The sequence below is a fragment of the Pseudomonas sp. 2957 genome (genome assembly GCF_031456345.1).
Lineage (GTDB): Bacteria > Pseudomonadota > Gammaproteobacteria > Pseudomonadales > Pseudomonadaceae > Aquipseudomonas > Aquipseudomonas siliginis.
The window spans coordinates 359946-382293 of the sequence record NZ_JAVDUL010000005.1; the positions used below are offsets into that span (position 1 = coordinate 359946).

General features: G+C 61.1%; 23 protein-coding genes. 16 read left to right on the forward strand and 7 right to left on the reverse strand.

The genetic code is table 11. From position 1 onward, the window contains the following. Positions 1 to 51: 51 nt before the first annotated feature. From J2Y39_RS19810 to rpmE, 3 genes are all read right to left on the reverse strand, one after another. Positions 52 to 1320 (reverse strand): malic enzyme-like NAD(P)-binding protein, encoded by a 1269-nt coding sequence (locus J2Y39_RS19810; protein ID WP_016772053.1) that lies wholly within the window; start codon positions 1318 to 1320, stop codon positions 52 to 54. Between the two features lie 184 nt (positions 1321 to 1504). After that, complete coding sequence (locus J2Y39_RS19815; protein WP_310219301.1) at positions 1505 to 2287, reverse strand: thermonuclease family protein; 783 nt, start codon at positions 2285 to 2287, stop codon at positions 1505 to 1507. A 41-nt stretch (positions 2288 to 2328) separates the two neighbouring features. After that, a complete protein-coding gene (gene rpmE, locus J2Y39_RS19820) occupies positions 2329 to 2550 on the reverse strand; it encodes a 50S ribosomal protein L31 (protein ID WP_041477565.1) in 222 nt (73 codons plus the stop codon). A gap of 284 nt (positions 2551 to 2834) precedes the next feature. Here rpmE and J2Y39_RS19825 point away from each other — a divergent pair, with 284 nt between their 5' ends. Continuing rightward, positions 2835 to 5054: a primosomal protein N' gene (locus J2Y39_RS19825; protein WP_252887191.1), complete on the forward strand. Its 2220-nt coding sequence runs from the start codon at positions 2835 to 2837 to the stop codon at positions 5052 to 5054. A 119-nt stretch (positions 5055 to 5173) separates the two neighbouring features. Here J2Y39_RS19825 and J2Y39_RS19830 read toward each other — a convergent pair whose 3' ends face one another. After that, a complete protein-coding gene (locus tag J2Y39_RS19830; protein WP_016772057.1) occupies positions 5174 to 5296 on the reverse strand; it encodes a hypothetical protein in 123 nt (40 codons plus the stop codon). On the opposite strand from J2Y39_RS19830, the gene argS reads away from it, so the two are divergent. The 9 genes from argS to J2Y39_RS19875 all read left to right on the forward strand — a co-directional run bounded on the left by argS (position 5295) and on the right by J2Y39_RS19875 (position 15969). Then, positions 5295 to 7031, forward strand: coding sequence for an arginine--tRNA ligase (argS, locus tag J2Y39_RS19835; protein WP_310219303.1), 1737 nt, complete (start codon positions 5295 to 5297; stop codon positions 7029 to 7031). The two genes, J2Y39_RS19830 and argS, sit on opposite strands and share 2 nt — an antisense overlap. A gap of 1 nt (position 7032) precedes the next feature. After that, complete coding sequence (locus tag J2Y39_RS19840; RefSeq protein ID WP_041477562.1) at positions 7033 to 7743, forward strand: SPOR domain-containing protein; 711 nt, start codon at positions 7033 to 7035, stop codon at positions 7741 to 7743. A 290-nt stretch (positions 7744 to 8033) separates the two neighbouring features. Next, positions 8034 to 8564: an ATP-dependent protease subunit HslV gene (hslV, locus tag J2Y39_RS19845; RefSeq protein ID WP_007968352.1), complete on the forward strand. Its 531-nt coding sequence runs from the start codon at positions 8034 to 8036 to the stop codon at positions 8562 to 8564. Between the two features lie 55 nt (positions 8565 to 8619). Continuing rightward, a complete protein-coding gene (gene hslU, locus J2Y39_RS19850; RefSeq protein ID WP_122693250.1) occupies positions 8620 to 9957 on the forward strand; it encodes an ATP-dependent protease ATPase subunit HslU in 1338 nt (445 codons plus the stop codon). Positions 9958 to 10110: 153 nt separating this feature from the next. Beyond that, complete coding sequence (locus tag J2Y39_RS19855) at positions 10111 to 10488, forward strand: gamma-butyrobetaine hydroxylase-like domain-containing protein (RefSeq protein ID WP_133337328.1); 378 nt, start codon at positions 10111 to 10113, stop codon at positions 10486 to 10488. A gap of 257 nt (positions 10489 to 10745) precedes the next feature. Further along, positions 10746 to 12425 carry a class II poly(R)-hydroxyalkanoic acid synthase gene (gene phaC, locus J2Y39_RS19860; RefSeq protein ID WP_071174139.1) on the forward strand — a complete coding sequence of 560 codons (1680 nt, stop codon included), beginning with the start codon at positions 10746 to 10748 and terminating at the stop codon, positions 12423 to 12425. A gap of 215 nt (positions 12426 to 12640) precedes the next feature. Then, positions 12641 to 13495 (forward strand): poly(3-hydroxyalkanoate) depolymerase, encoded by an 855-nt coding sequence (phaZ, locus tag J2Y39_RS19865; RefSeq protein ID WP_016772063.1) that lies wholly within the window; start codon positions 12641 to 12643, stop codon positions 13493 to 13495. Between the two features lie 140 nt (positions 13496 to 13635). Further along, on the forward strand, positions 13636 to 15318 hold the full coding sequence (phaC, locus tag J2Y39_RS19870; RefSeq protein WP_310219307.1) for a class II poly(R)-hydroxyalkanoic acid synthase: 1683 nt from the start codon (positions 13636 to 13638) through the stop codon (positions 15316 to 15318). Between the two features lie 30 nt (positions 15319 to 15348). Further along, on the forward strand, positions 15349 to 15969 hold the full coding sequence (locus tag J2Y39_RS19875; RefSeq protein WP_024011259.1) for a TetR/AcrR family transcriptional regulator: 621 nt from the start codon (positions 15349 to 15351) through the stop codon (positions 15967 to 15969). 254 nt (positions 15970 to 16223) lie between these two features. On the opposite strand, the gene J2Y39_RS19880 is transcribed toward J2Y39_RS19875, so the two are convergent. The 3 genes from J2Y39_RS19880 to J2Y39_RS19890 form a co-directional block, all read right to left on the reverse strand. Continuing rightward, positions 16224 to 17105, reverse strand: coding sequence for a phasin family protein (locus tag J2Y39_RS19880; protein ID WP_252877282.1), 882 nt, complete (start codon positions 17103 to 17105; stop codon positions 16224 to 16226). Between the two features lie 10 nt (positions 17106 to 17115). Continuing rightward, the gene (locus tag J2Y39_RS19885) at positions 17116 to 17538 is read right to left on the reverse strand and encodes a phasin family protein (RefSeq protein ID WP_076565216.1); all 423 of its coding nucleotides are present in this window, start codon (positions 17536 to 17538) and stop codon (positions 17116 to 17118) included. Between the two features lie 231 nt (positions 17539 to 17769). Continuing rightward, positions 17770 to 18045 carry a polyhydroxyalkanoic acid system family protein gene (locus J2Y39_RS19890; RefSeq protein WP_056787308.1) on the reverse strand — a complete coding sequence of 92 codons (276 nt, stop codon included), beginning with the start codon at positions 18043 to 18045 and terminating at the stop codon, positions 17770 to 17772. A gap of 154 nt (positions 18046 to 18199) precedes the next feature. Between J2Y39_RS19890 and ubiE the strand changes: the two genes are divergently transcribed. The 6 genes from ubiE (at position 18200) to J2Y39_RS19920 (ending at position 22348) form a co-directional block, all read left to right on the forward strand. Continuing rightward, the gene (gene ubiE / locus J2Y39_RS19895) at positions 18200 to 18970 is read left to right on the forward strand and encodes a bifunctional demethylmenaquinone methyltransferase/2-methoxy-6-polyprenyl-1,4-benzoquinol methylase UbiE (protein WP_016772069.1); all 771 of its coding nucleotides are present in this window, start codon (positions 18200 to 18202) and stop codon (positions 18968 to 18970) included. After that, the gene (locus tag J2Y39_RS19900) at positions 18970 to 19593 is read left to right on the forward strand and encodes an SCP2 domain-containing protein (protein ID WP_150741727.1); all 624 of its coding nucleotides are present in this window, start codon (positions 18970 to 18972) and stop codon (positions 19591 to 19593) included. The genes ubiE and J2Y39_RS19900 overlap by 1 nt, the downstream gene beginning before the upstream one ends. Then, positions 19590 to 21194: a ubiquinone biosynthesis regulatory protein kinase UbiB gene (ubiB, locus tag J2Y39_RS19905; protein ID WP_056787303.1), complete on the forward strand. Its 1605-nt coding sequence runs from the start codon at positions 19590 to 19592 to the stop codon at positions 21192 to 21194. Before J2Y39_RS19900 ends, ubiB begins: the two co-directional genes overlap by 4 nt. 120 nt (positions 21195 to 21314) lie before the next feature. Then, positions 21315 to 21716 (forward strand): phosphoribosyl-AMP cyclohydrolase, encoded by a 402-nt coding sequence (hisI, locus tag J2Y39_RS19910; protein WP_007899278.1) that lies wholly within the window; start codon positions 21315 to 21317, stop codon positions 21714 to 21716. Further along, positions 21709 to 22041, forward strand: a complete 333-nt coding sequence (locus J2Y39_RS19915; RefSeq protein WP_003220849.1) for a phosphoribosyl-ATP diphosphatase — start codon at positions 21709 to 21711, stop codon at positions 22039 to 22041. The genes hisI and J2Y39_RS19915 overlap by 8 nt, the downstream gene beginning before the upstream one ends. A gap of 25 nt (positions 22042 to 22066) precedes the next feature. After that, entirely contained in the window at positions 22067 to 22348 is a 282-nt protein-coding gene (locus J2Y39_RS19920) for a twin-arginine translocase TatA/TatE family subunit (protein WP_016772073.1), read from the forward strand.

Consider the following 22348-nt stretch of genomic DNA (forward strand, 5'->3'; position numbering starts at 1 on the left):
AAAGCCCCGACTCTCACGAGCCGGGGCTTTTGTTTGACACGCTACAACGACTTAGCCGTTGAACACGTCATCCACGCTTTTCAGCGGGTAGTTCTTCGGATACGGCAGAGTAGCAACGCCGGTCTCGATCGCAGCCTTGGCCACGGCGTCGGAGATCAGGGTGATCAGGCGCTTGTCCATTGGCTTCGGAATGATGTACTCACGGCCGAATTCCAGCGGAGCGCCACCGTAGGCATCGCACACGTCCTGTGGAACAGGCAGTTTGGCCAGTTCGCGCAGGGCGTTGGCAGCAGCGACTTTCATTTCTTCGTTGATGCGCTTGGCGCGAACGTCCAGGGCACCACGGAAGATGAACGGGAAGCCGAGTACGTTGTTGACCTGGTTCGGGTAGTCCGAACGGCCGGTAGCCATGATCACGTCGCTACGGGTGGCGTGCGCCAGTTCCGGGGAGATTTCCGGATCCGGGTTGGAGCAGGCGAAGACGATCGGGTTGGCCGCCATCGACAGCAGGCCTTCGGCGCTCAGCAGGTTCGGACCGGACAGACCGACGAATACGTCAGCGCCTGCCAGTGCGTCTGCCAGGGTGCGCTTTTCGGTAGCGTGGGCGAATACGGCTTTGTACTGGTTCAGGTCGTCACGGCCGGAGTGGATCACGCCGGTACGGTCAACCATGAAGATGTTTTCGATGCGAGCGCCCATGCTCACCAGCAATTTCATGCAGGAAATGGCGGCAGCGCCGGCGCCCAGGCAGACGATTTTCGCTTCCGGCAGGGTTTTGCCAGCGATTTCCAGGGCGTTGATCATGCCCGCAGCGGTCACGATCGCGGTGCCGTGCTGGTCATCATGGAACACCGGAATGTCGCACTGCTCGATCAGAGCGCGCTCGATCTCAAAGCACTCTGGCGCCTTGATGTCTTCCAGGTTGATGCCACCGAAGGTGATGGAGATGCGCTTGACGGTGTCGATGAAGGCTTGCGGGCTTTCCGAGTCGACTTCGATGTCGAATACGTCGATGCCGGCGAAGCGCTTGAACAGTACGCCCTTGCCTTCCATTACAGGCTTGGAAGCCAGTGGGCCGAGGTTGCCCAGGCCGAGAATCGCGGTGCCATCGGAAATGACTGCCACCAGGTTGCCCTTGCCGGTGTATTTGTAGGCCAGTTCAGGATCGCGAGCGATCTCGCGTACTGGTTCAGCTACGCCGGGGCTGTAGGCCAGCGACAGGTCGCGGGCGGTAGCAGTGGCCTTGGTGAGCTCGACACTCAGCTTCCCCGGACGAGGATTGGCGTGGTATTCGAGAGCGGCAGTTTTCAGATCAGACATTTTGGCATTCCGCTTTTTTACTGTTGGACAGACTGGTCAGCGAGGATACGCGCCTCGCAAAGTCCCCACAAGACTGGGCAGTCACCGCTGTCAAGCGCCCTGCCCTACGACTTTGGGCCAAGAGCCACGGCGCACAAGGGCTGGACTGTTCACAATCAGCTGTAAAAATGTCTACAATTTTTCTTCAACGCGGTACGTGCAGCATCGAAGGATCGGTCAACGGCAACAACCAGCGCGCCTGACCTTTTTGCAATCCACCGCGCCGGGATCGGTCAACCACCCAACCACGCGCCTCGATCTGCCTGCCTTTCAGCGCTTCCAGATCAGCACTGTCAAATCGTCCGAGCAGATTGGGTGCAACCCGCAATACAACCCTGTCCTGCAACTCGATCCAGATTCCGCCGCGATTGCGCTGCACCTTGCTCACCCGACCGCTGACTACGGCAAAGCCTGAACGCTGGATCTCCTGCGCTTTCCGCACCGGCGATTGCCGCCAGAGACCAACCCCGGCCTGTCGAGCGCTGCGTTCGGCGGCGTGCTGGCAGGCGACCAGGTCGACATTCGGCGCGACCGCAACGTGAAAACCCAGGCCATCGGCAAGCATTTGCGCTTCGAGATTCACTCCGCTGGCGCTGTAAACATGCGCGAGCGTACGGCCGTAATGGTCTTTCGCCTGCTTGCCGGGCCGCAAGCCGACCCGGCCGCCGCTCTCATCCACCAGCGCTTGCAGGCGTTTACGCGCCGCCACGGCGAACGGTTCGTCGCTGCGGCCCTGCTTGCCCAGCTCCGGCGTATTGAGGCCGATCATGCGCACATTGCGCCCGTCGCTCAGGCGCAGGGTGTCGCCATCGACCACCCGCTGCACGCTGACGCTGGTCAGCCCTGCGGGTGTCGGGCAGAACGCCTGGGCGGCGGACAGCCAAATCGCAGACACAAAAAAGGCGCCCGCAAGGGACGCCTTTTTCATCAGTCTGGAGAAGTCGAAACGACCATCCAAAATGATCAGCCTCAGGCTTTTTTGCCGACGCCGAAAGTAGCGAAACGGTCTGCGAACTTCTGCACACGGCCGCCGGTGTCCAGAGTCTTCTGCTTACCGGTGTAGAACGGGTGGCATTCGTTGCAAACGTCGATCGCCAGGGCTTTGCCGTAGGTCGAACGAGTTTCGAACTTGTTACCGCAGCTGCAGGTAACAGCAATTTCCGGGTAGTTCGGATGGATATCGGCTTTCATGGTGTCTTCCTCAGGCTAGCGTGCCGCCACCCAACACTATTGTTGAATACCGCACGTAATTAGGCCGCGGATTCTACCAGACCTTTTCAATCGCGCAAGCTGTCACCGAGACCGACCGTCTGCTAGGCTCCCGGCCTTGAACGCACTTCCCTGTGGGAGCGAGCCTGCTCGCGAAGGCGCCATGGCAGTCGACACATGTGTTGCCTGACCCACCGCCTTCGCGAGCAGGCTCGCTCCCACAGGTCATGCATATCCGATCATTTTGCGTATCGAGATCCCCCCGCGTGCCCGACGCCATTTTGCGCCTTGCCCTGCCTTCGCCTCTGCGCCGCCTGTTCGATTACCGGGCGCCGGCCGGGGTGCGGCGTGAGCAATTGCAGCCGGGCATGCGCTTGCGGGTGCCGTTCGGTCGGCGCGAGATGATCGGGATTCTGGTCGAGGTCACCGACACCAGCGAGGTGCCGGCAGAAAAACTCAAACCGGCACTGGCCCTCCTCGACTCGACTTCACCGCTGCCGCCGGCGCTGTTCAAGCTGTGCCTGTGGACGGCGCAGTATTATCAGCACAGCCTCGGCGACACCTTGAACTGGGCCTTGCCAGTGCTGCTGCGTCAGGGCGAGCTGGCCGAAGCCCGCCAGGAACGCTTCTGGTCGGTGGCCCCCGGCGCCAGCGTCGATGACCCGCGAGTGGCCCGTGCGCCACGCCAGCGCGAGGCGCTGACCACGCTGGCCCAGCACCCCCACGGCGTCGCCCATCAGTTGCTGAGCAAACTGATGCTGAGCAAGGACAGCCTCGATCTGCTGCTGGCCAAGGGACTGGTGCAAGTCGAAATCCGCCGCCACGCCCCCGGCGTCCGCCATGAACACTGGCTGGCACAACCGGAGCTGCCGCTCAACAGCGAACAACGCGCGGCGTATGAAGCGATTCGCGCCGGTTTCGACAGTTATCACGCGTTTCTCCTGGCCGGCGTCACCGGCAGCGGCAAGACCGAAGTCTATCTGCAACTGATCCGCGAAACCCTCGAAGCCGGCAAGCAAGCCTTGGTGCTGATTCCGGAGATCAACCTCGGCCCGCAAACCCTGGCGCGTTTCGAACAGCGCTTCAATGCGCGTATCGCCCTGCTGCATTCGGCAGTGAATGATCGCGAACGCCTCGACGCGTGGCTCGCCGCCCGTGATGGCGAGGCCGACATTATTATCGGCACCCGCTCGGCGCTGTTCACGCCAATGAAAAATCCCGGGCTGATCATCATCGATGAAGAGCACGACGGCTCCTATAAACAGCAGGAAGGTCTGCGCTACCACGCTCGCGATCTGGCACTGGTACGCGCGCGGCAGGAAAACATCCCGATCGTGCTCGGCTCCGCCACGCCGTCGCTGGAAAGTCTGCATAACGCTTACACCGGTCGCTATGGCCTGTTGCGCCTGAACGAACGCGCCGGCGGCGCCAAGCAACCGCGCTTCCTGCGGCTGGACGTGAAAAGCCGGCCGCTCGACAGCGGTATTTCCGGGCCGATGCAGCAAGCCATCGGCCAGACCCTCGCCAACGGCCAGCAGGTGCTGGTGTTCCTCAATCGTCGCGGCTTTGCCCCGACCCTGCTCTGTCACGATTGCGGCTGGATGTCCGAGTGTTCGCGCTGCGATGCGCGCATGACCGTGCATCAACGTTACGGCGAATTGCGTTGCCACCACTGCGGCAACGTCGAGCGCACGCCGCGCCAGTGCCCGAAGTGCAGCAAGGTCGATCTGCGCCCGGTCGGCGCCGGCACCGAACGCGCCGAAGAGCGTTTGGCGATTCTGTTCCCGGATTACCCGGTACTGCGCGTCGATCGCGACAGTACATCGCGCAAGGACGCGATGAATCAGCTGTTTGCGACGATTCAAAAGGGTCAGCCGTGCATTCTGGTCGGCACGCAGATGTTGGCCAAAGGGCACCATTTCCCCCGGGTGACGCTGGTATCGATTCTGGATGCCGACGGCGGCCTGTTCTCCGGCGACTTCCGCGCCAGCGAGCGCATGGCACAACTGATCGTCCAGGTCGCCGGGCGCGCCGGCCGGGCTGAGGAGCCGGGCAGGGTGATCATCCAGACGCATTTGGCCGACCACCCTTTATTGGTGCAACTGACCGAGCAGGGTTATTTCGCCTTCGCCGAACAAGCCTTGAGCGAGCGCCGCGCGGCCGGGTTGCCGCCGTTTGCCCATTTGGCGCTGTTGCGTGCCGAAGCGCACAAGCCGGGGCAGGCGGAAGGTTTTCTCGATGAAGCGTGCAGCGAAGCCGAACGCCTGCTGGCCGAATTGAATCTGAGCGGCATCGAGTTGCTCGGGCCGGTGCCGGCGCCGATGGAGCGCCGAGCCGGGCGTTATCGCGCCCAGCTGTTGTTACAGGCGACCGCGCGGGCACCGTTGCACCGGTTGCTGGCGAGCTGGATGCTGGTGCTGGAGCAGATGCCGAGTGGGCGGGCGGTGCGCTGGTCGCTGGATGTTGATCCGGTGGATCTGTATTGAGCTGAAGATCGCTTTCGCGAGCAGGCTCGCTCCCACAGTGGATCAGCGCCGTACATACCTTGTGTGTCCTGCGCAAAAACCTTGTGGGAGCGAGCCTGCTCGCGAAAGCGGACTTTTTGTCACCACATATCCACATCCTGCCTGCTAAGGTTGGCAAGCCCGTCTTCGCAACGGATAATGCCCAGTTTTTCCACCCGCGCATCGATGCGCCCGCCGCGCTTGCGGTCGAAAGAGAAGACCATGAAAGACACCATTCGCCAGCTGATCCAGCAAGCCCTCACCCAACTCGTCAACGAAGGTGTGTTGCCTGAAGGCCTGACGCCGGCGATCCAGGTGGAGAACGCCCGCGACAAGACCCACGGCGACTTCGCCAGCAACATCGCCATGATGCTGGCCAAGCCGGCCGGCATGAAGCCACGGGATCTGGCGGAGAAAATCATCGCCGCCCTGCCCTCTGACGAGAACGTCACCAAGGCCGAAATCGCCGGCCCGGGCTTCATCAATTTCTTCCAGAACACCCAGGCACTGGCCTCGCGCCTCGACGCCGCACTGGCCGACGCCCATGTCGGCGTGCGCAAGGCCGGCCCGGCGCAACGCACCGTGGTCGACCTGTCGGCGCCGAACCTGGCCAAGGAGATGCACGTCGGCCACTTGCGCTCGACCATCATCGGCGACGGCGTGGCCCGCGTGCTTGAGTTCCTCGGCGACGAAGTGATCCGCCAGAACCACGTCGGCGACTGGGGCACCCAGTTCGGCATGTTGATGGCGTACCTGCAGGAAAACCCGATCACCAGCGACGAATTGTCCGATCTGGAAAACTTCTACCGTGCGGCCAAGCAGCGTTTCGACGAGTCCGAAGAATTCGCCGATCGCGCGCGTGGCCTGGTGGTCAAGTTGCAGGCTGGCGATGCCGAATGCCTGGCACTGTGGACCAAGTTCAAGGACATCTCGCTGTCGCACTGCCAGAAGATCTACGAACTGCTCAACGTCAAACTGACCATGGCCGACGTGATGGGCGAAAGCGCCTACAACGACGACCTGATCAACGTGGTCAACGACCTGAAAGCAGCGGGCATGCTGGTCGAGAGCAACGGCGCCCAGTGCGTGTTCCTCGACGAGTTCAAGAACGCCGATGGCGACCCGCTGCCGGTGATCATCGTCAAGGCCGATGGCGGTTACCTGTACGCCACCACTGACCTGGCGGCCGTGCGCTACCGCAGCGGCAAGCTCAAGGCTGATCGCGCGTTGTATTTCGTCGACCAGCGCCAGGCCCTGCACTTTCAGCAGGTCTTCGCGGTGGCGCGCAAGGCCGGTTTCGTCACCCATCCGATGGAAATGGAACACATGGGGTTCGGTACCATGAACGGCGCCGATGGCCGTCCGTTCAAGACCCGTGATGGCGGCACCGTGAAGCTGATCGACCTGCTGACCGAAGCCCAGGAACGTGCCTACAACCTGGTGAAAGAGAAGAACCCGACCCTGGCCGAAGACGAGTTGCGCAACATCGCCAAGGTCGTCGGCATCGGCGCGGTGAAATACGCCGACCTGTCCAAGCATCGCACCAGCGACTACAGCTTCAACTTCGACCTGATGCTCAATTTCGAAGGCAACACCGCGCCGTATCTGCTGTACGCCTACACCCGTGTGGCCGGTGTGTTCCGCAAACTGGCCAAGGACTTCAGCGAAGTCGACGGCCAGATCGTCCTCGAAGCGGCGCACGAGCAGGAGCTGGCGGCGAAGCTGGCGCAGTTCGGCGAAGTGCTGAACAACGTGGCTGAAAAAGGCACGCCGCACATTCTCTGCACCTACCTGTACGACGTCGCCGGCCTGTTCTCCAGCTTCTACGAGAACTGCCCGATCCTCGCCGCCGACACCCCGGCGCAGATGCAGAGCCGTCTGCGCCTGGCCGCACTGACCGGTCGCACCCTCAAGCAAGGCCTGGAGCTGTTGGGTCTGGAAACTCTGGAGCGTATGTAAGTTGGCTGCGAAGAAAAAACCTGCACCCAAACGCGGCGCCAGCCGCTATCAGGCCCCGGCGAAACAACCGATTCCGGGCTGGCTGTGGATGGCCATCGGCCTGACCGTCGGCGCGTTCATCGTGTTTCTGATGAAACTGGAACCGGGCAAGGGCAGCGACACGGTCAAGCGCGAGAAGGTCGAACAGCAGCAGAAAGCGTCAAAGATCGCCGAGGCCAACAAGACCCCGCCGAGCCCGACGCAACCGGTGAAGCCGAAGTACGACTTCTACACCCTGCTGCCGGAATCGGAAGTGATCGTGCCGCCGGACGCGGTGCCGGAGAAGACCCTGCCGACGCCGCAAGTGCCGGCCGTCCCGACCACGCCGGTAACCCCGGCCGAAGCGGCGAAGATCGACACCGCACGGGCTCAAGCGGCTCTGGCCGGGATCACGCCGCCGCCAGCGCCACCGGTGAGCAAGGCCGCGCCAGTGACCAAGTTTTTCCTCCAGGCCGGTTCGTTCCGCAAGGAAACCGATGCCGACAAGGTTCGCGCGCAGATCATTCTGCTCGGCCAAGCCGTGGCGGTGGAGTCCGGCACGGTCAAGGATGAAACCTGGTATCGCGTGCTGGTCGGCCCGTTCAGCAACCGTGAACAACTGACCACGGCGCAGAAACAACTGGCTGGTGCCGGCTTCAGCAACCTGTTGTTACAACAACGCCAGAGCCGCTAAGGCTCTCAGAGGTCAGCTGCAACTTGCAGGTGACCTTCAAACTTTGTGGCGAGGGGATTTATACCCGTTTGGCTGCGGAGCAGCCCTGAAACCAGCCATTGCGGTGCAGCAGGCATACCGCAAATGATGGTTTCGCGACTGCTCCGCAGCCGAACGGGGATAAATCCCCTCGCCACAGTCATCACACACACCATTCGTCTCCCATCGTCCCTGCCGGTTGAAATCCCCTCCAGCACCCCCATATGAATGGGCATAAGGCATTTTCGCCCCGCTGCGTGGAGACTCTTCCCTTGACCACCATCGTTTCAGTCCGCCGCCACGGCAAAGTCGTCATGGGCGGCGACGGCCAGGTTTCTCTCGGCAACACCGTGATGAAAGGCAACGCCAAAAAGGTCCGTCGCCTGTACCACGGCCAGGTCATCGCCGGTTTCGCCGGTGCCACCGCCGACGCCTTCACCCTGTTCGAACGTTTCGAAGGCCAGCTCGAAAAACATCAGGGTCACCTGATCCGCGCCGCCGTCGAACTCGCCAAGGAATGGCGCACCGACCGCTCCCTGAGCCGCCTCGAAGCGATGCTCGCGGTCGCCAACAAGGACGCCTCGCTGATCATCACCGGCAACGGTGACGTGGTCGAACCCGAAGATGGCCTGATCGCCATGGGTTCCGGCGGCGCCTACGCGCAAGCCGCCGCCAGCGCCCTGCTGAAAAAGACCGACCTGTCGGCGCGCGAGATCGTCGAAACCGCTCTCGGCATCGCCGGCGACATCTGTGTATTCACCAACCACACCCAGACCATTGAGGAGCAGGATCTCGCTGAATAAGCCTGTTGCGGCCCGTGTGCCACGGCTTGTTTCTGCTTGAGGACCGTCAATTACTATGTCCATGACTCCCCGCGAAATCGTCCACGAACTCAACCGCCATATCATCGGCCAGGACGATGCCAAGCGCGCCGTCGCGATTGCCCTGCGCAACCGCTGGCGCCGCATGCAGCTGCCTGAAGAGCTGCGCGTTGAGGTGACCCCGAAGAACATCCTGATGATCGGCCCGACCGGTGTCGGTAAAACCGAGATCGCCCGTCGCCTGGCGAAACTGGCCAATGCGCCGTTCATCAAGGTCGAAGCGACCAAATTCACCGAAGTTGGTTATGTCGGCCGTGACGTCGAGTCGATCATCCGTGATCTGGCCGATGCCGCGATCAAAATGCTCCGCGAACAGGAAATGACCCGCGTACGTCACCGCGCCGAAGACGCCGCCGAGGATCGCATCCTCGACGCGTTGCTGCCGCCAGCACGCATGGGCTTCAGCAACGAAGAAGCGCCGAGCTCCGATTCCAACACCCGTCAGCTGTTCCGCAAGCGCCTGCGCGAAGGCCAGCTGGACGACAAGGAAATCGAAATCGAAGTCGCCGAAGTCTCCGGCATCGAAATCGCCACGCCGCCAGGCATGGAAGAGATGACCAACCAGCTGCAATCGCTGTTTGCCAACATGGGCAAGGGCAAGAAGAAGTCGCGCAAGCTCAAGGTCAAGGAAGCGCTGAAATTGGTGCGTGATGAAGAAGCCGGGCGTCTGGTCAACGAAGAAGAACTGAAGGCCAAGGCGCTGGAAGCGGTCGAGCAGCACGGTATCGTCTTCATCGACGAGATCGACAAGGTCGCCAAGCGCGGCAATGTCGGCGGCGCCGATGTCTCCCGTGAAGGCGTACAGCGCGACCTGCTGCCGCTGATCGAAGGCTGCACCGTCAACACCAAGCTGGGCATGGTCAAAACTGACCACATCCTGTTCATCGCTTCCGGCGCGTTCCACTTGAGCAAGCCAAGCGATCTGGTGCCGGAGCTGCAAGGTCGTCTGCCGATCCGCGTCGAGCTCAAGGCCCTGAGCCCGGAAGACTTCGAACGCATCCTCAGCGAACCGCACGCCTCGCTCACCGAGCAATACTGCGCGCTGCTGAAAACCGAAGGCCTGAACATCCAGTTCCAGCCCGAGGGCATCAAGCGTCTGGCGGAGATCGCCTGGCAGGTCAACGAGAAAACCGAGAACATCGGTGCCCGTCGCCTGCACACCCTGCTTGAGCGCCTGCTCGAAGAGGTGTCGTTCAGCGCCGGCGACCTGGCCAGCGCCCACGATGACAAGGCGATTCTGATCGACGCCGAATACGTCAACAGCCACCTCGGCGAATTGGCGCAGAACGAAGATCTGTCCCGTTATATCCTGTAAGCCATACTTACAGCGGTAGCGGACCCTGTGGGAGCGAGCCTGCTCGCGAAGAGGTCGTGTCAGGCGGTATCAATGCCGTCTGACCCGCCGCTTTCGCGAGCAGGCTCGCTCCCACATTTGAATCAGGGTCGCCCACACATCGGACGCCAGCCCATGAATCGAATCCCCACCGACATCAAACTGCACAAAGCCTCGAAAACCCTGACGCTCACTTACGCGTCCGGCGAGGAATTCACCCTGCCCGCGGAGTTTCTGCGCGTGCACTCTCCCTCCGCCGAGGTCCAGGGCCACGGCAAACCGATCCTGCAATTCGGCAAGCTCAACGTGGGTCTGAGCAAGCTGGAGCCGGCCGGCAACTATGCACTGAAACTGACCTTCGACGATGGTCACGACAGCGGCCTGTTCACTTGGGAATACCTCTACGAACTCGGCAAGCGCCAGAACGAACTCTGGGACGATTATCTTGCCGAGCTGCGCGCGGCCGGAAAATCCCGCGATCCGAACGAGTCGTTCGTCAAGCTGATGCTCTAGGCCGTGGCTCTCGCTCTTTAGAGGGCATTTTCTAACTTCATCTGTTTGAATGCTCCGCGCATATGGCCCCGGATCGGCCGCTTGCGAAAAAAATTAAACTCGGGTAACCAATGGAGCTGGCAAGTTCCCTGCAGTGCTCTACGACTGTAAAGCAGCTATGCAGAATCAACGGTCACCCGAGCAGTAGTACCCGGCATTGGCTGTGGAAGCGACAGCGTGAAACCGGGTACTCGTCTCAGGACAATGGAGCGTCGTAGATGAGTGACAAGAATAACGATGACCTGAAGTACCAAGCCTCGGAAAACACTCTGGGGCTTAACCCCGTCGTCGGGCTGCGCGGAAAGGATCTGCTGGCCTCTGCTCGAATGGTGCTGAAACAGGCCATCAGACAACCGATTCACAGCGTCAGGCACGTGACCCATTTCGGCCTCGAGCTGAAGAACGTGCTGCTGGGTAAGTCCGCGCTGCAACCGGCCGGTGACGACCGCCGTTTCGCCGACCCGGCGTGGAGCCAGAACCCGCTGTACAAACGTTATCTGCAAACCTACCTGGCCTGGCGCAAGGAACTGCATGCCTGGATCGATGACAGCAGCCTGTCCCCCAAGGACATCGCTCGCGGGCATTTCGTCATCAACCTGATGACCGAAGCCATGGCGCCGACCAACACGGCGGCCAACCCGGCGGCGGTCAAACGCTTCTTCGAAACCGGCGGCAAAAGCCTGCTCGATGGCCTCTCGCATCTGGCCAAGGATCTCGTGCACAACGGCGGCATGCCGAGCCAGGTCAACATGGGCGCGTTCGAAGTCGGCAAGAGCCTCGGCGTCACCGAAGGTGCTGTGGTGTTCCGCAATGATGTGCTGGAGCTGATCCAGTACCGGCCGATCACCGAGCAGGTCCACGAGCGCCCGCTGCTGGTAGTGCCGCCGCAGATCAACAAGTTCTACGTTTTCGACTTGAGCCCGGACAAGAGCCTGGCGCGCTTCTGCCTGCGCAACAACGTGCCGACCTTCATCATCAGCTGGCGCAACCCGACCAAGGCCCAGCGCGAGTGGGGCCTGTCGACCTACATCGAAGCGCTGAAAGAAGCCGTCGACGTAGTCACGGCGATCACCGGCAGCAAAGACGTCAACATGCTCGGCGCCTGCTCCGGCGGCATCACCTGCACCGCCCTGCTCGGCCACTACGCCGCGCTCGGCGAGAACAAGGTCAACGCCCTCACCCTGCTGGTCAGCGTGCTCGACACCACCCTGGACAGCGACGTCGCCCTGTTCGTCGATGAGCAGACCCTGGAGACCGCCAAGCGCCACTCCTACCAGGCCGGCGTGCTCGAAGGCAAAGACATGGCCAAGGTCTTCGCCTGGATGCGCCCCAACGATCTGATCTGGAACTACTGGGTCAACAACTACCTGCTCGGCAACGAGCCGCCGGTGTTCGACATCCTGTTCTGGAACAACGACACCACCCGCCTGCCCGCCGCGTTCCACGGCGACCTGATCGAGATGTTCAAAAACAATCCACTGATCCGCCCCAATGCACTGGAAGTGTGCGGCACGCCGATCGACCTCAAGCAGGTCACCGCCGACATCTTCTCGCTGGCCGGCACCAACGATCACATCACGCCGTGGAAGTCCTGCTACAAGTCGGCGCAACTGTTCGGCGGCAAAGTCGAATTCGTGCTGTCGAGCAGCGGCCATATCCAGAGCATCCTCAACCCGCCGGGCAATCCGAAATCGCGCTACATGACCGGCGAAGAGATGGCGCCGACCGCCGATGACTGGCAGGAAAATTCGACCAAGCACACCGATTCCTGGTGGCTGTACTGGCAGGCATGGCTGGCCGAACGCTCGGGCAACCTGAAAAAAGCCCCGACGAAACTGGGCAACAAAGCGTACCCGGCAGGCGAGGCTTCGCCGGGCACTTACGTTCACGAGCGTTAACTGACACCACCCATTGTGGGAGAGGGCCTTGTGGCGAGGGGATTTATCCCCGTTCGGCTGCGAAGCAGTCGTGAATCGACTAGCCGCGATCAGTCTGACAAATCGCGGTTTCAGGATTCGGGGTCGCTTCGCAACCCAACGGGGATAAATCCCCTCACCACAAGGCCCGCTCCTACAGGAATACGGGTGGACTTGAAATCTACAGGGCCTCACGCATGCCGCAACCGTTCATATTCCGCACCGTCGATCTGGATGGCCAGACCCTTCGCACGGCGGTGCGTCCCGGCAAGCCTCATTTGACGCCTCTGCTGATTTTCAACGGCATCGGCGCCAACCTGGAGCTGGTGTTCCCGTTTGTCGCGGCGCTCGACCCGGATCTGGAAGTGATCGCCTTCGACGTGCCCGGGGTCGGCGGCTCCTCGACGCCCAACCGGCCGTATCGCTTTCCCGGCCTGGCCAAACTGACGGCGCGGATGCTCGACTATCTCGACTACGGTCAGGTCAATGTGATCGGCGTGTCGTGGGGCGGCGCCCTGGCGCAGCAGTTTGCCTACGACTATCCCGAGCGCTGCAAGAAACTGGTACTGGCGGCGACCGCGGCCGGTGCGGTGATGGTCCCTGGCAAACCGAAAGTGCTGTGGATGATGGCCAGCCCGCGCCGCTACATTCAGCCATCCCATGTGATCCGCATCGCACCGATGATCTACGGCGGCTCGTTCCGTCGCGACCCGACGCTGGCTGCCAGCCACGCGGCGAAAGTGCGCTCGGCGGGCAAGCTCGGTTACTACTGGCAGCTGTTCGCCGGCCTCGGCTGGACCAGCATCCACTGGCTGCACAAGATCCATCAGCCGACGCTGGTGCTGGCCGGCGATGACGACCCGCTGATTCCGCTGATCAACATGCGCATGCTCGCCTGGCGCATTCCCAATGCGCAGTTGCACATCATCGATGACGGCCATCTGTTCCTGATCACTCGCGCCGAAGCGGTGGCGCCGATCATCATGAAGTTTCTCGAAGAGGAGCGTCTGCGCGCAGTCATGCACCCGCATCCGACCCCGCTCGGCGGCTGATCGCGGCGGCCTGCTTTATGCAGCACTTTCCAAATCAAGCGCGCGGCAGGACGCCGCGCAGGCAGCAACCGGTAACAGCGTCTATGGTGTTCTGGTTCGGTGAGTGTGTTTTTGCCCTGAAGACGAAGGAGTGTTGAGTCATGCGCGAAAAACCAGCGACGGGCGTGGTGCCCAGCCCCGCCGTGTTTATCAACGCCCAAAGTGCGATCGCCGGTCTGCGTGGCAGGGATCTGCTGTCGACACTGCGCAGCGTCGCCGCCCACGGCTTGCGCAATCCGTTGCACAGCGCCAGGCACGCGCTGAAGCTTGGCGGGCAGTTGGGGCGCGTGCTGCTCGGCGAAACCCTGCACCCGACCAATCCGCAAGACAGCCGCTTCGCCGATCCGGCGTGGAGCCTCAACCCGTTCTACCGACGCAGCCTGCAGGCTTATCTGGCCTGGCAGAAACAGGTCAAGAGCTGGATCGATGAAGGCGACATGAGCCCTGAAGATCGTGCCCGTGCGCACTTCGCTTTCACTCTGCTCAATGACGCCGTAGCGCCCTCCAACACCCTGCTCAATCCGCTGGCGGTCAAGGAGTTGTTCAATTCCGGCGGGCAGAGTCTGGTGCGTGGTCTGAGCCATCTGTTCGATGATCTGTTGCACAACGACGGCCTGCCACGGCAAGTGACCAGGCAGGCGTTCGAGGTCGGCAAAACCGTAGCGACCACCACTGGGGCTGTGGTGTTTCGCAATGAAATGTTCGAGTTGATCCAGTACAAATCGATGAGCGAAAAGCAGTACGCCAAGCCCTTGCTGGTGGTGCCGCCGCAAATCAACAAGTACTACATCTTCGATCTGAGCCCGCAGAACAGCTTCGTCCAGTACGCCCTGAAAAACAGCCTGCAGACCTTCATGATCAGCTGGCGCAACCCTGATGTGCGCCATCGCGAGTGGGGCCTGTCGAGTTACGTCGAAGCGGTCGAAGAAGCGATGAACATCTGCCGGGCGATTACCGGCGCCCGCGAAGTGAACCTGATGGGCGCCTGCGCCGGCGGCCTGACCATTGCCGCCCTGCAAGGGCATTTGCAGGCCAAACGGCAACTGCGCCGGGTCGCCAGCGCGACCTATCTGGTCAGTCTGCTCGACAGCCAGATCGAGACCCCGGCCACGCTGTTCGCCGACGAGCAAACACTGGAAGCGGCCAAACGTCGCTCGTACCAGCGAGGCGTGCTCGACGGTCGCGACATGGCCAAGGTCTTCGCCTGGATGCGCCCCAACGATTTGATCTGGAGCTATTTCGTCAACAACTACCTGCTGGGCAAGGAGCCGCCAGCCTTCGACATCCTCTACTGGAACAACGACAACACGCGCCTGCCGGCGGCGCTGCACGGCGATCTGCTGGACTTCTTCAAGCACAACCCGCTGATCCACGCGGGCGGTCTCGAGGTGTGCGGTACGCCGATCGATCTGCAGAAGGTCAATGTCGACAGCTTCAGCGTCGCCGGCATGAACGACCACATCACGCCGTGGGACGCGGTGTATCGCTCGACCCTGCTGCTCGGTGGCGAACGACGTTTCGTGCTGTCCAACAGCGGCCACGTGCAGAGCATCCTCAACCCGCCGAGCAACCCGAAAGCTGCCTACGTCGAGAACGCCAAACTGAGCAGCGACCCGCGTGCCTGGTACTACGATGCCAAACACGTCGACGGCAGCTGGTGGCCGCAGTGGCTGGAATGGGTCGCCCAGCGCTCCGGCGCCCTGAATGAGACTCGCACCACCCTCGGCAATCCGAACTATCCACCGATGGAAGCAGCACCTGGCACCTATGTGCATGTGCGCTGACGCTCAACCGAAATTTTCTAAGAAGACTGGATGAAAACCCGCGACCGGATCCTCGAATGTGCGCTGCAACTGTTCAACGAAAAGGGTGAACCGAACGTTTCCACCATGGAGGTGGCCAACGAAATGGGGATCAGCCCGGGCAATCTCTACTACCACTTCCACGGTAAGGAACCGCTGATTCTCGGCCTGTTCGAACGCTTCCAGCACGAGCTCGCGCCCCTGCTCGACCCGCCGCCGGACGTGGAGCTTGCACCGGAGGATTACTGGCTGTTTCTGCATTTGATCGTCGAGCGCCTGGCGCAGTATCGGTTCCTGTTCCAGGACCTGTCGAACCTCGCCGGGCGCTTGCCGAAACTGGCCAAGGGGATTCGCAATCTGCTCAATGCGCTGAAGCGCACGCTGGCGTCGTTGCTGGCGCGATTGAAGGCTTCGGGGCAACTGGTCAGCGATACCCAGGCATTGGGGCAACTGGTGGAGCAGGTGACCATGACGTTGCTGTTCTCGCTGGATTACCAGCGGATTCTTGATCGTGAGGGAGAGGTTCGGTTGGTGGTTTATCAGATCATGATGCTGGTGGCGCCGCATTTGCTGCCGCCAGTGAAGGTGGCGACAGAGCGGATGGCCTTGCAATACCTTGAGGATCACGACTGACCCGAAAAGCCCCTCACCCTAACCCTCTCCCGGAGGGAGAGGGGACTGATTGGGGGATGTTCGCGAGCTACGCCGACCTGAGCGAGCTTCTTTGAATCGATAATCGACTCGATTTGTTCAGGTCGACGTATGACGCAGGACACCTCGGTCGGCTCCCTCTCCTTGGGGAGAGGGCTGGGGTGAGGGGCCGCTTGGAATGCACAAACAAAAACGCCCGACCTTCACAGGCCGGGCGTTTTTGATTTGCCCTGAAATCAGGACTGACTGGATGGCGTCGACGGTGTCGATGCCGCAGTCGGAGTAGCTGCTGCCGTGGGTGCCGCAGCGGAGTTTGCCGCGTTGGCCAGAGCTGTTGGCGCAGTCGATGGTGCGGCGGCCGGTTTCGGCGCAGCGGCTTTCGGCGCGGCCGGCTTTTTCACTGCTGGCTTTTTCGCCGCAGCCGGTTTGGCCGCAGGCTTCGCAGCGGGTTTGGCGGCAGCAGTTTTCGCTGCTGGCTTGGCCGCTGGTTTTGCTACTGCTTTAGCCGCAGGTTTTGCTGCTGCTTTGGCGGCAACCGGTTTGGCTGCCGCTTTGGCCGCAGGCTTGGCGGCTGCAGTTTTTGCCGCAGCTTTCGCAGCCGGTTTTGCCGCCGCTTTGGCCAGTGGCTTGGCTGCGGTTTTCGCCGCAGGTTTGGCCGCTGCAGTTTTACTGGCAGGTTTCGCCGCAGCGGTTTTCGCCGCTACGGGCTGAGCTTTCAGACCGGTGAGTTTTTCGATCTGCTTTGTCAGCGTATCGACCTTGGCGTTGAGCGCCTTGACCTCATTGCGGCTCGGCACACCCAGGCGCGAAATCGCGCTGTTCAGGCGCTTGTCGAAAGCCCCTTCCAGCTCGTCCCACTTGCCCAGTGCGCGATCTTTCACGCCGCTGATACGCGACTTGGCCGAGGAGGTCGAGTCCTCGACTTTCTTGCCGACGGCAGTCTTGGTGAGCTTCTCGGCTTTCTCGCCGTCTTTGACCAATGCATCGAAGAGTTTGCTGCCGTCAGTGTCGATCTTCGAGTACACGCCTAAACCAGCCAGCCAGATTTTGCGGGAGTAGGACTCGACCTTCCCGACCCACGAGCTGCTTTCTTTATCGGTGTTCTTTTTGCCAGCCATCCCGTTCTCCTTAAGATTTTCGCGCGACGCGTTCGAGCAATGCCGTCAGCTCATCGAGCTTAGCAGAGAGTGCCTCAACGTCATGTTTAGACGGAATGCCGATCCGATTCAAGGCGCTGGCCACACGGTTGTCGAAGGCCTTCTCGACCTTGTCGAGCTGAACTTCAACGCGACCCTTGAACGAGCTGACCTGAGTGGCCGCATCATCGATCTCGGCGTTGGCCGCATGGAGTTTTTCGCTGACGGCTTTTTTGCCTTTCTTTTCAACAGTTTGACCGGCGGCTACGAGCTCTTGAAAGTACTCGCTGCCCTCTTGGCCGACCTTGGTGTAGGCGCCCAGGCCTGCCAGCCAGATCTTGCGGGCATAGGATTTGACGTCGCTCAGGGTAGAAGTCGGAGCGTCGATTTTTTTCTTCAAAATGACTTTGGCCATGGTGCACCTCACGCGCAGAAGGTTTGAGGAACTGCCGGACGAGTGTCGGGCTCAGGCACAAAATAGGGAGAAAAATTAGAAAGGGCACCCTAACCAGCGGGAGCATCACAAAACAAATGTGGGAGCGAGCCTGCTCGCGAATGCGTCATATCAGCCAACATTTCAGTCAACTGATACACCGCTTTCGCGAGCAGGCTCGCTCCCACAGGGGACTGGATTTCAATCTGGAAATCAGGCCAGGGCTTTGTCGAGGGCTTTCTCGATCTCGGCTTTGATCATGCCGCTCATGGCCGACATCATCAGGCCCAGTTCGACGTCGACCCTGATCGAATCGTCCGCCACATGCACTTCGCCTTTCACGCCGGAGCGCTTGAGGTTCAGGGTGTCGCCCGACCACTGCGGCTCCAGGCCGTATTGTTCGTTGAGCTTTTTGGCCAGTTTGTCGGCCTTTTCGCGGGCGGCTTCCTTGCCCAGGGTGTGGGCGCGCTCAACACTGATTTTGGCCATGGAATGACTCCTGATGATTGAATAGCTGACGTTGAATCTTGACCGCATCTGCGGCAAATCGTCCCGAAGGTTGCCCATCTTACCTTTAGCCATTCCAAGACAAAGCATGGCTTGGGGATTAGAATGTCGCGCATTCTCTTTTGGTGACAGCGATATGACTGATCAGCGCAAAGGCAGCGATGCCGAACCCACCACTCACTTCGGCTTCAAAAACGTTCCGGAAAGCCAGAAAGCGGAAAAAGTCGCTGAGGTTTTCCATTCCGTAGCCGCTAAATACGACCTCATGAACGACCTTCTGTCGGGCGGCATGCACCGTCTGTGGAAGCGTTTCGCGATCGAGCTTTCCGGCGTGCGCAGCGGCAACCGCGTACTCGACATCGCTGGTGGCACCGGCGACCTGACCCGCAAGTTTTCGAACCTCGTCGGCCCGACCGGCCAGGTCGTGCTGGCCGACATCAACGAGTCGATGCTCAAGGTCGGCCGTGATCGTCTGCTCGATCTGGGCGTTGCCGGCAACGTCGAATTCGTCCAGGCCGACGCGGAAAAACTGCCGTTCCCGGACAACCATTTCGACTGCGTGACCATCGCCTTCGGCCTGCGCAACGTCACGCACAAAGAGGACGCGCTGCGTTCGATGCTGCGTGTGCTCAAGCCTGGCGGCCGTCTGCTGGTGCTGGAATTCTCCAAGCCGACCAACGCGCTGATGTCCAAAGCCTACGACGCCTACTCGTTCGCCTTCATGCCGCTGATGGGCAAGCTGATCACCAATGACTCGGAAAGCTATCGCTACCTGGCCGAATCGATCCGCATGCACCCGAATCAGGAAACCCTGAAGTCGATGATGGTCGAGGCCGGTTTCGACCGCGTGACCTATCACAACATGACCGCAGGCATCGTCGCCCTGCACCGCGGCATCAAGCCCTGATGTTGCTTACCGGGCTGCTCGCAAGCGTCGAACTCGGCCTCAACCGGGTGCTGCGTCTCGACAGCACGGCGCTGCCGCGCCTGGCGCATCTGACCGGCAAGGTGATTGCCGTCGACTGCCGCAGCCCGGCCCTGCAACTGTTCATCCTGCCCAGCGACGAAGGCTTGATGCTCGCCTCGCAGTGGGCAGCGGACGTCGATTGCACGTTGCGTGCACCGGCCTCGAGCCTGGTGAAACTGGCCCTGAGCAAGGACAAGACCGCCGTGCTGCATGCACCGGAAGTCGAGCTCGATGGCGACAGCGGTGTGTTGCTGGAGCTGGCCGGCGTGCTGCAGGATCTTGAGCTGGACTGGGAGTACGAACTCTCGCGCTGGCTCGGTCCGGTCGCCACGCAATTGCTCGGTGGCCATATGCGCAGCCGCGCACGCTGGTATCAACAAGGATTTGCCAGCCTCAACCAGAATCTTGCCGAATACCTCGCCGAAGAATCGCGCACCCTCGTCGGGCAACGCGAAGCCGAAGCGCGGTTCAGCGAACTGGACCGGATCAAACTTGATCTGGAACGTCTCGAGGCGCGTTTCGAGCGCCTTTCCCGATCCCTCGACCCAAGCGATAACGCATGAAGCTGCTTGCCGTCCGCCGTCTGTTGCGCATCCAGCGCGTCGTGATCCGCTACCGCCTCGATGACCTGCTGTTCGATCTGCCGCTGCCCTGGTTCCTTCTGGCCGTGCGCTTTTTGCTGCCGTGGCGCTGGCTGCCGCGCAAGCCGCTGGAACTCAACCGTGGTGCGCGCTTGCGTCTGGCGTTGCAGGATCTGGGGCCGATCTTCATCAAGTTCGGGCAGATTCTTTCGACCCGCCGTGACCTGCTGCCGGAGGACATCGCCGATGAGCTGATGCTGCTGCAGGACCGCGTGCCGCCGTTCGACTCGCAGCTGTCAATCAAGCTGATCGAAGAACAGCTGGGCAAGAAAATCAGCGAAGTGTTCAGCCGTTTCGACGTCGCCCCGCTGGCCTCGGCCTCGGTGGCGCAGGTGCATGCGGCGCAGCTCAAAAGCGGCGAAGAAGTCGTGGTCAAGGTCATTCGCCCGGGCCTGAAACCGATCATCGCGCAGGATCTGGCGTGGCTGTTCATCCTCGCCCGCGCCGCCGAGAAGTTCTCCGCTGACGCGCGCCTGCTGCACCCGGTCGATGTGGTGCAGGACTACGAAAAAACCATTTACGACGAACTCGATCTGTTGCGCGAGGCGGCCAACGCCAGCCAGTTGCGCCGCAACTTCGAAGGCTCGCAGCTGCTGTACGTGCCGCAAGTCTATTGGGACTGGTGCCGGCCGAAAGTGCTGGTGATGGAGCGCATCTACGGCATCCAGGTCACCGATCTGGCGACCCTTGCCGACCAGCGCACCGACATGAAGATGCTCGCCGAGCGCGGCGTGGAGATTTTCTTCACTCAGGTGTTCCGCGACAGTTTCTTCCACGCCGACATGCACCCGGGCAACATTTTCGTCAGCACCGTCAATCCGTGGAGCCCGCAATACATCGCGATCGACTGCGGCATCGTCGGCAGCCTGACCCCGGAAGACCAGGACTATCTGGCGCGCAACCTGTTCGCCTTCTTCAAGCGTGACTACCGTCGTGTGGCGCAACTGCACATCGACTCGGGCTGGGTGCCGGCGGAAACCAAACTCAACGAATTCGAAGCGGCGATCCGTACGGTGTGCGAACCGATCTTCGAAAAACCGTTAAAAGATATTTCATTTGGCCAGGTGCTGATGCGCCTGTTCCAGACCGCACGCCGCTTCAACATGGAAGTGCAGCCGCAACTGGTGCTGTTGCAGAAGACCTTGCTGAACATCGAAGGCCTCGGTCGTCAGTTGTATCCGGATCTGGATCTGTGGAACACCGCGCAGCCGTTTCTCGAGCGCTGGATGCGCGAACGCGTCAGCCCGAAAGCCTTGCTGGGCAACGTGCAGAGCCAGCTGGAGCAGATTCCGCACCTGTCGAACATGGCCCGCGATCTGCTCGAACGCATGTCGCAACCCCACGCCAAAGATCCTCCGCCGCCGTGGCACAAACGCAAGGACGACTGGTTCCTGCGCCTGCTCGGCTGCGCGCATCTGGCCGGCGGCGCGATCCTCGCTGCGGGTGGTCCGCTGACCGAGTGGGCGCACTGGCCCGCCGGAATCATGATCGCGGTCGGTTTGTATCTGGTCGTTCGCCGATAGCACGATTGAGCTGCAAGTTATAAGCTGCCAGCTCCAAGCTTGACGCTACTGGCACACCGCAACGTGCGTTTACTTGCAGCTCGAAGCTCATGGCTTGCTGCTGCTTTTCGAGATTTGACGATGAAAAACTGGCTGGACGAGATCAAGTGGGATGCTGACGGCCTGGTGCCGGCGATTGCCCAGGATCACAAGACCGGGCGCGTATTGATGATGGCCTGGATGAACCGCGAAGCGCTGGAACTGACCGCTGCGGAGAATCGTGCAATCTACTGGTCACGTTCCCGTGGCAAGCTGTGGCGCAAGGGCGAAGAGTCCGGCCATGTGCAGACCCTGCATGAAATGCGCCTGGACTGTGATGCCGACGTGATCATCCTGATGGTTGAACAGATCGGCGACATCGCCTGCCACACCGGCCGTCAAAGCTGCTTTTACCGGGTCTTCGAAAACGGCGACTGGAAAACGGTCGATCCGGTACTGAAAGACCCGCACGCTATCTATTCCGCAGGACACACACATGAGTGACACCCTGACCCGCCTCGCTCAGGTACTTGAAGAGCGCAAAGGCGCAGCCGCCGACAGTTCGTATGTCGCCAGCCTGTATCACAAGGGGCTGAACAAGATTCTGGAGAAAGTCGGCGAAGAGTCGGTCGAAACCATTATTGCCGCCAAGGATGCCGCCATCAGCGGCGATTGCAGTGATGTGATCTACGAGACCGCCGACCTGTGGTTCCACAGCATGGTCATGCTCGCCCAACTGGGGCAGCATCCGCAGGCCGTGCTGGATGAACTGGACCGTCGCTTCGGCCTGTCCGGACACGTCGAGAAAGCCTCGCGTCCGTCCGCCTGAACAACTTTTAGAGAGGAATCGCCACATGGGCATTTTTGACTGGAAACACTGGGTCGTCATTCTGATTGTCGTGGTGCTGGTATTCGGTACCAAAAAACTGAAAAACCTCGGCACCGACGTTGGCGAATCGATCAAGGGCTTTCGCAAAGCCATGAACGACGACGAAAAACCGGCCGAGCCGAGCGTGACCCCGCCGGCCCAGCCTGTGCCACCGGTGCAGCCGCAAACCACCGCTCAGGCCAACCCGCCGCACACCATCGATGTGCAGGCGCAGAAAGTCGAAGAGCCGATCCGCAAAGACGTGTGA

Coding starts and splice junctions, on each gene's coding strand:
- J2Y39_RS19855 (WP_133337328.1), top strand. CDS start 10,111: ATGAATCGAATCCCCACCGACATCAAACTGCACAAAGCCTCGAAAACC.
- J2Y39_RS19890 (WP_056787308.1), bottom strand. CDS start 18,045: ATGGCCAAAATCAGTGTTGAGCGCGCCCACACCCTGGGCAAGGAAGCC.
- J2Y39_RS19830 (WP_016772057.1), bottom strand. CDS start 5,296: ATGGTCTTCTCTTTCGACCGCAAGCGCGGCGGGCGCATCGATGCGCGG.
- J2Y39_RS19875 (WP_024011259.1), top strand. CDS start 15,349: ATGAAAACCCGCGACCGGATCCTCGAATGTGCGCTGCAACTGTTCAAC.
- hisI (WP_007899278.1), top strand. CDS start 21,315: ATGAAAAACTGGCTGGACGAGATCAAGTGGGATGCTGACGGCCTGGTG.
- hslU (WP_122693250.1), top strand. CDS start 8,620: ATGTCCATGACTCCCCGCGAAATCGTCCACGAACTCAACCGCCATATC.
- J2Y39_RS19900 (WP_150741727.1), top strand. CDS start 18,970: ATGTTGCTTACCGGGCTGCTCGCAAGCGTCGAACTCGGCCTCAACCGG.
- J2Y39_RS19885 (WP_076565216.1), bottom strand. CDS start 17,538: ATGGCCAAAGTCATTTTGAAGAAAAAAATCGACGCTCCGACTTCTACC.
- rpmE (WP_041477565.1), bottom strand. CDS start 2,550: ATGAAAGCCGATATCCATCCGAACTACCCGGAAATTGCTGTTACCTGC.
- J2Y39_RS19880 (WP_252877282.1), bottom strand. CDS start 17,105: ATGGCTGGCAAAAAGAACACCGATAAAGAAAGCAGCTCGTGGGTCGGG.
- J2Y39_RS19920 (WP_016772073.1), top strand. CDS start 22,067: ATGGGCATTTTTGACTGGAAACACTGGGTCGTCATTCTGATTGTCGTG.
- phaC (WP_310219307.1), top strand. CDS start 13,636: ATGCGCGAAAAACCAGCGACGGGCGTGGTGCCCAGCCCCGCCGTGTTT.
- ubiE (WP_016772069.1), top strand. CDS start 18,200: ATGACTGATCAGCGCAAAGGCAGCGATGCCGAACCCACCACTCACTTC.
- phaZ (WP_016772063.1), top strand. CDS start 12,641: ATGCCGCAACCGTTCATATTCCGCACCGTCGATCTGGATGGCCAGACC.
- ubiB (WP_056787303.1), top strand. CDS start 19,590: ATGAAGCTGCTTGCCGTCCGCCGTCTGTTGCGCATCCAGCGCGTCGTG.
- J2Y39_RS19815 (WP_310219301.1), bottom strand. CDS start 2,287: ATGAAAAAGGCGTCCCTTGCGGGCGCCTTTTTTGTGTCTGCGATTTGG.
- J2Y39_RS19915 (WP_003220849.1), top strand. CDS start 21,709: ATGAGTGACACCCTGACCCGCCTCGCTCAGGTACTTGAAGAGCGCAAA.
- J2Y39_RS19810 (WP_016772053.1), bottom strand. CDS start 1,320: ATGTCTGATCTGAAAACTGCCGCTCTCGAATACCACGCCAATCCTCGT.
- argS (WP_310219303.1), top strand. CDS start 5,295: ATGAAAGACACCATTCGCCAGCTGATCCAGCAAGCCCTCACCCAACTC.
- phaC (WP_071174139.1), top strand. CDS start 10,746: ATGAGTGACAAGAATAACGATGACCTGAAGTACCAAGCCTCGGAAAAC.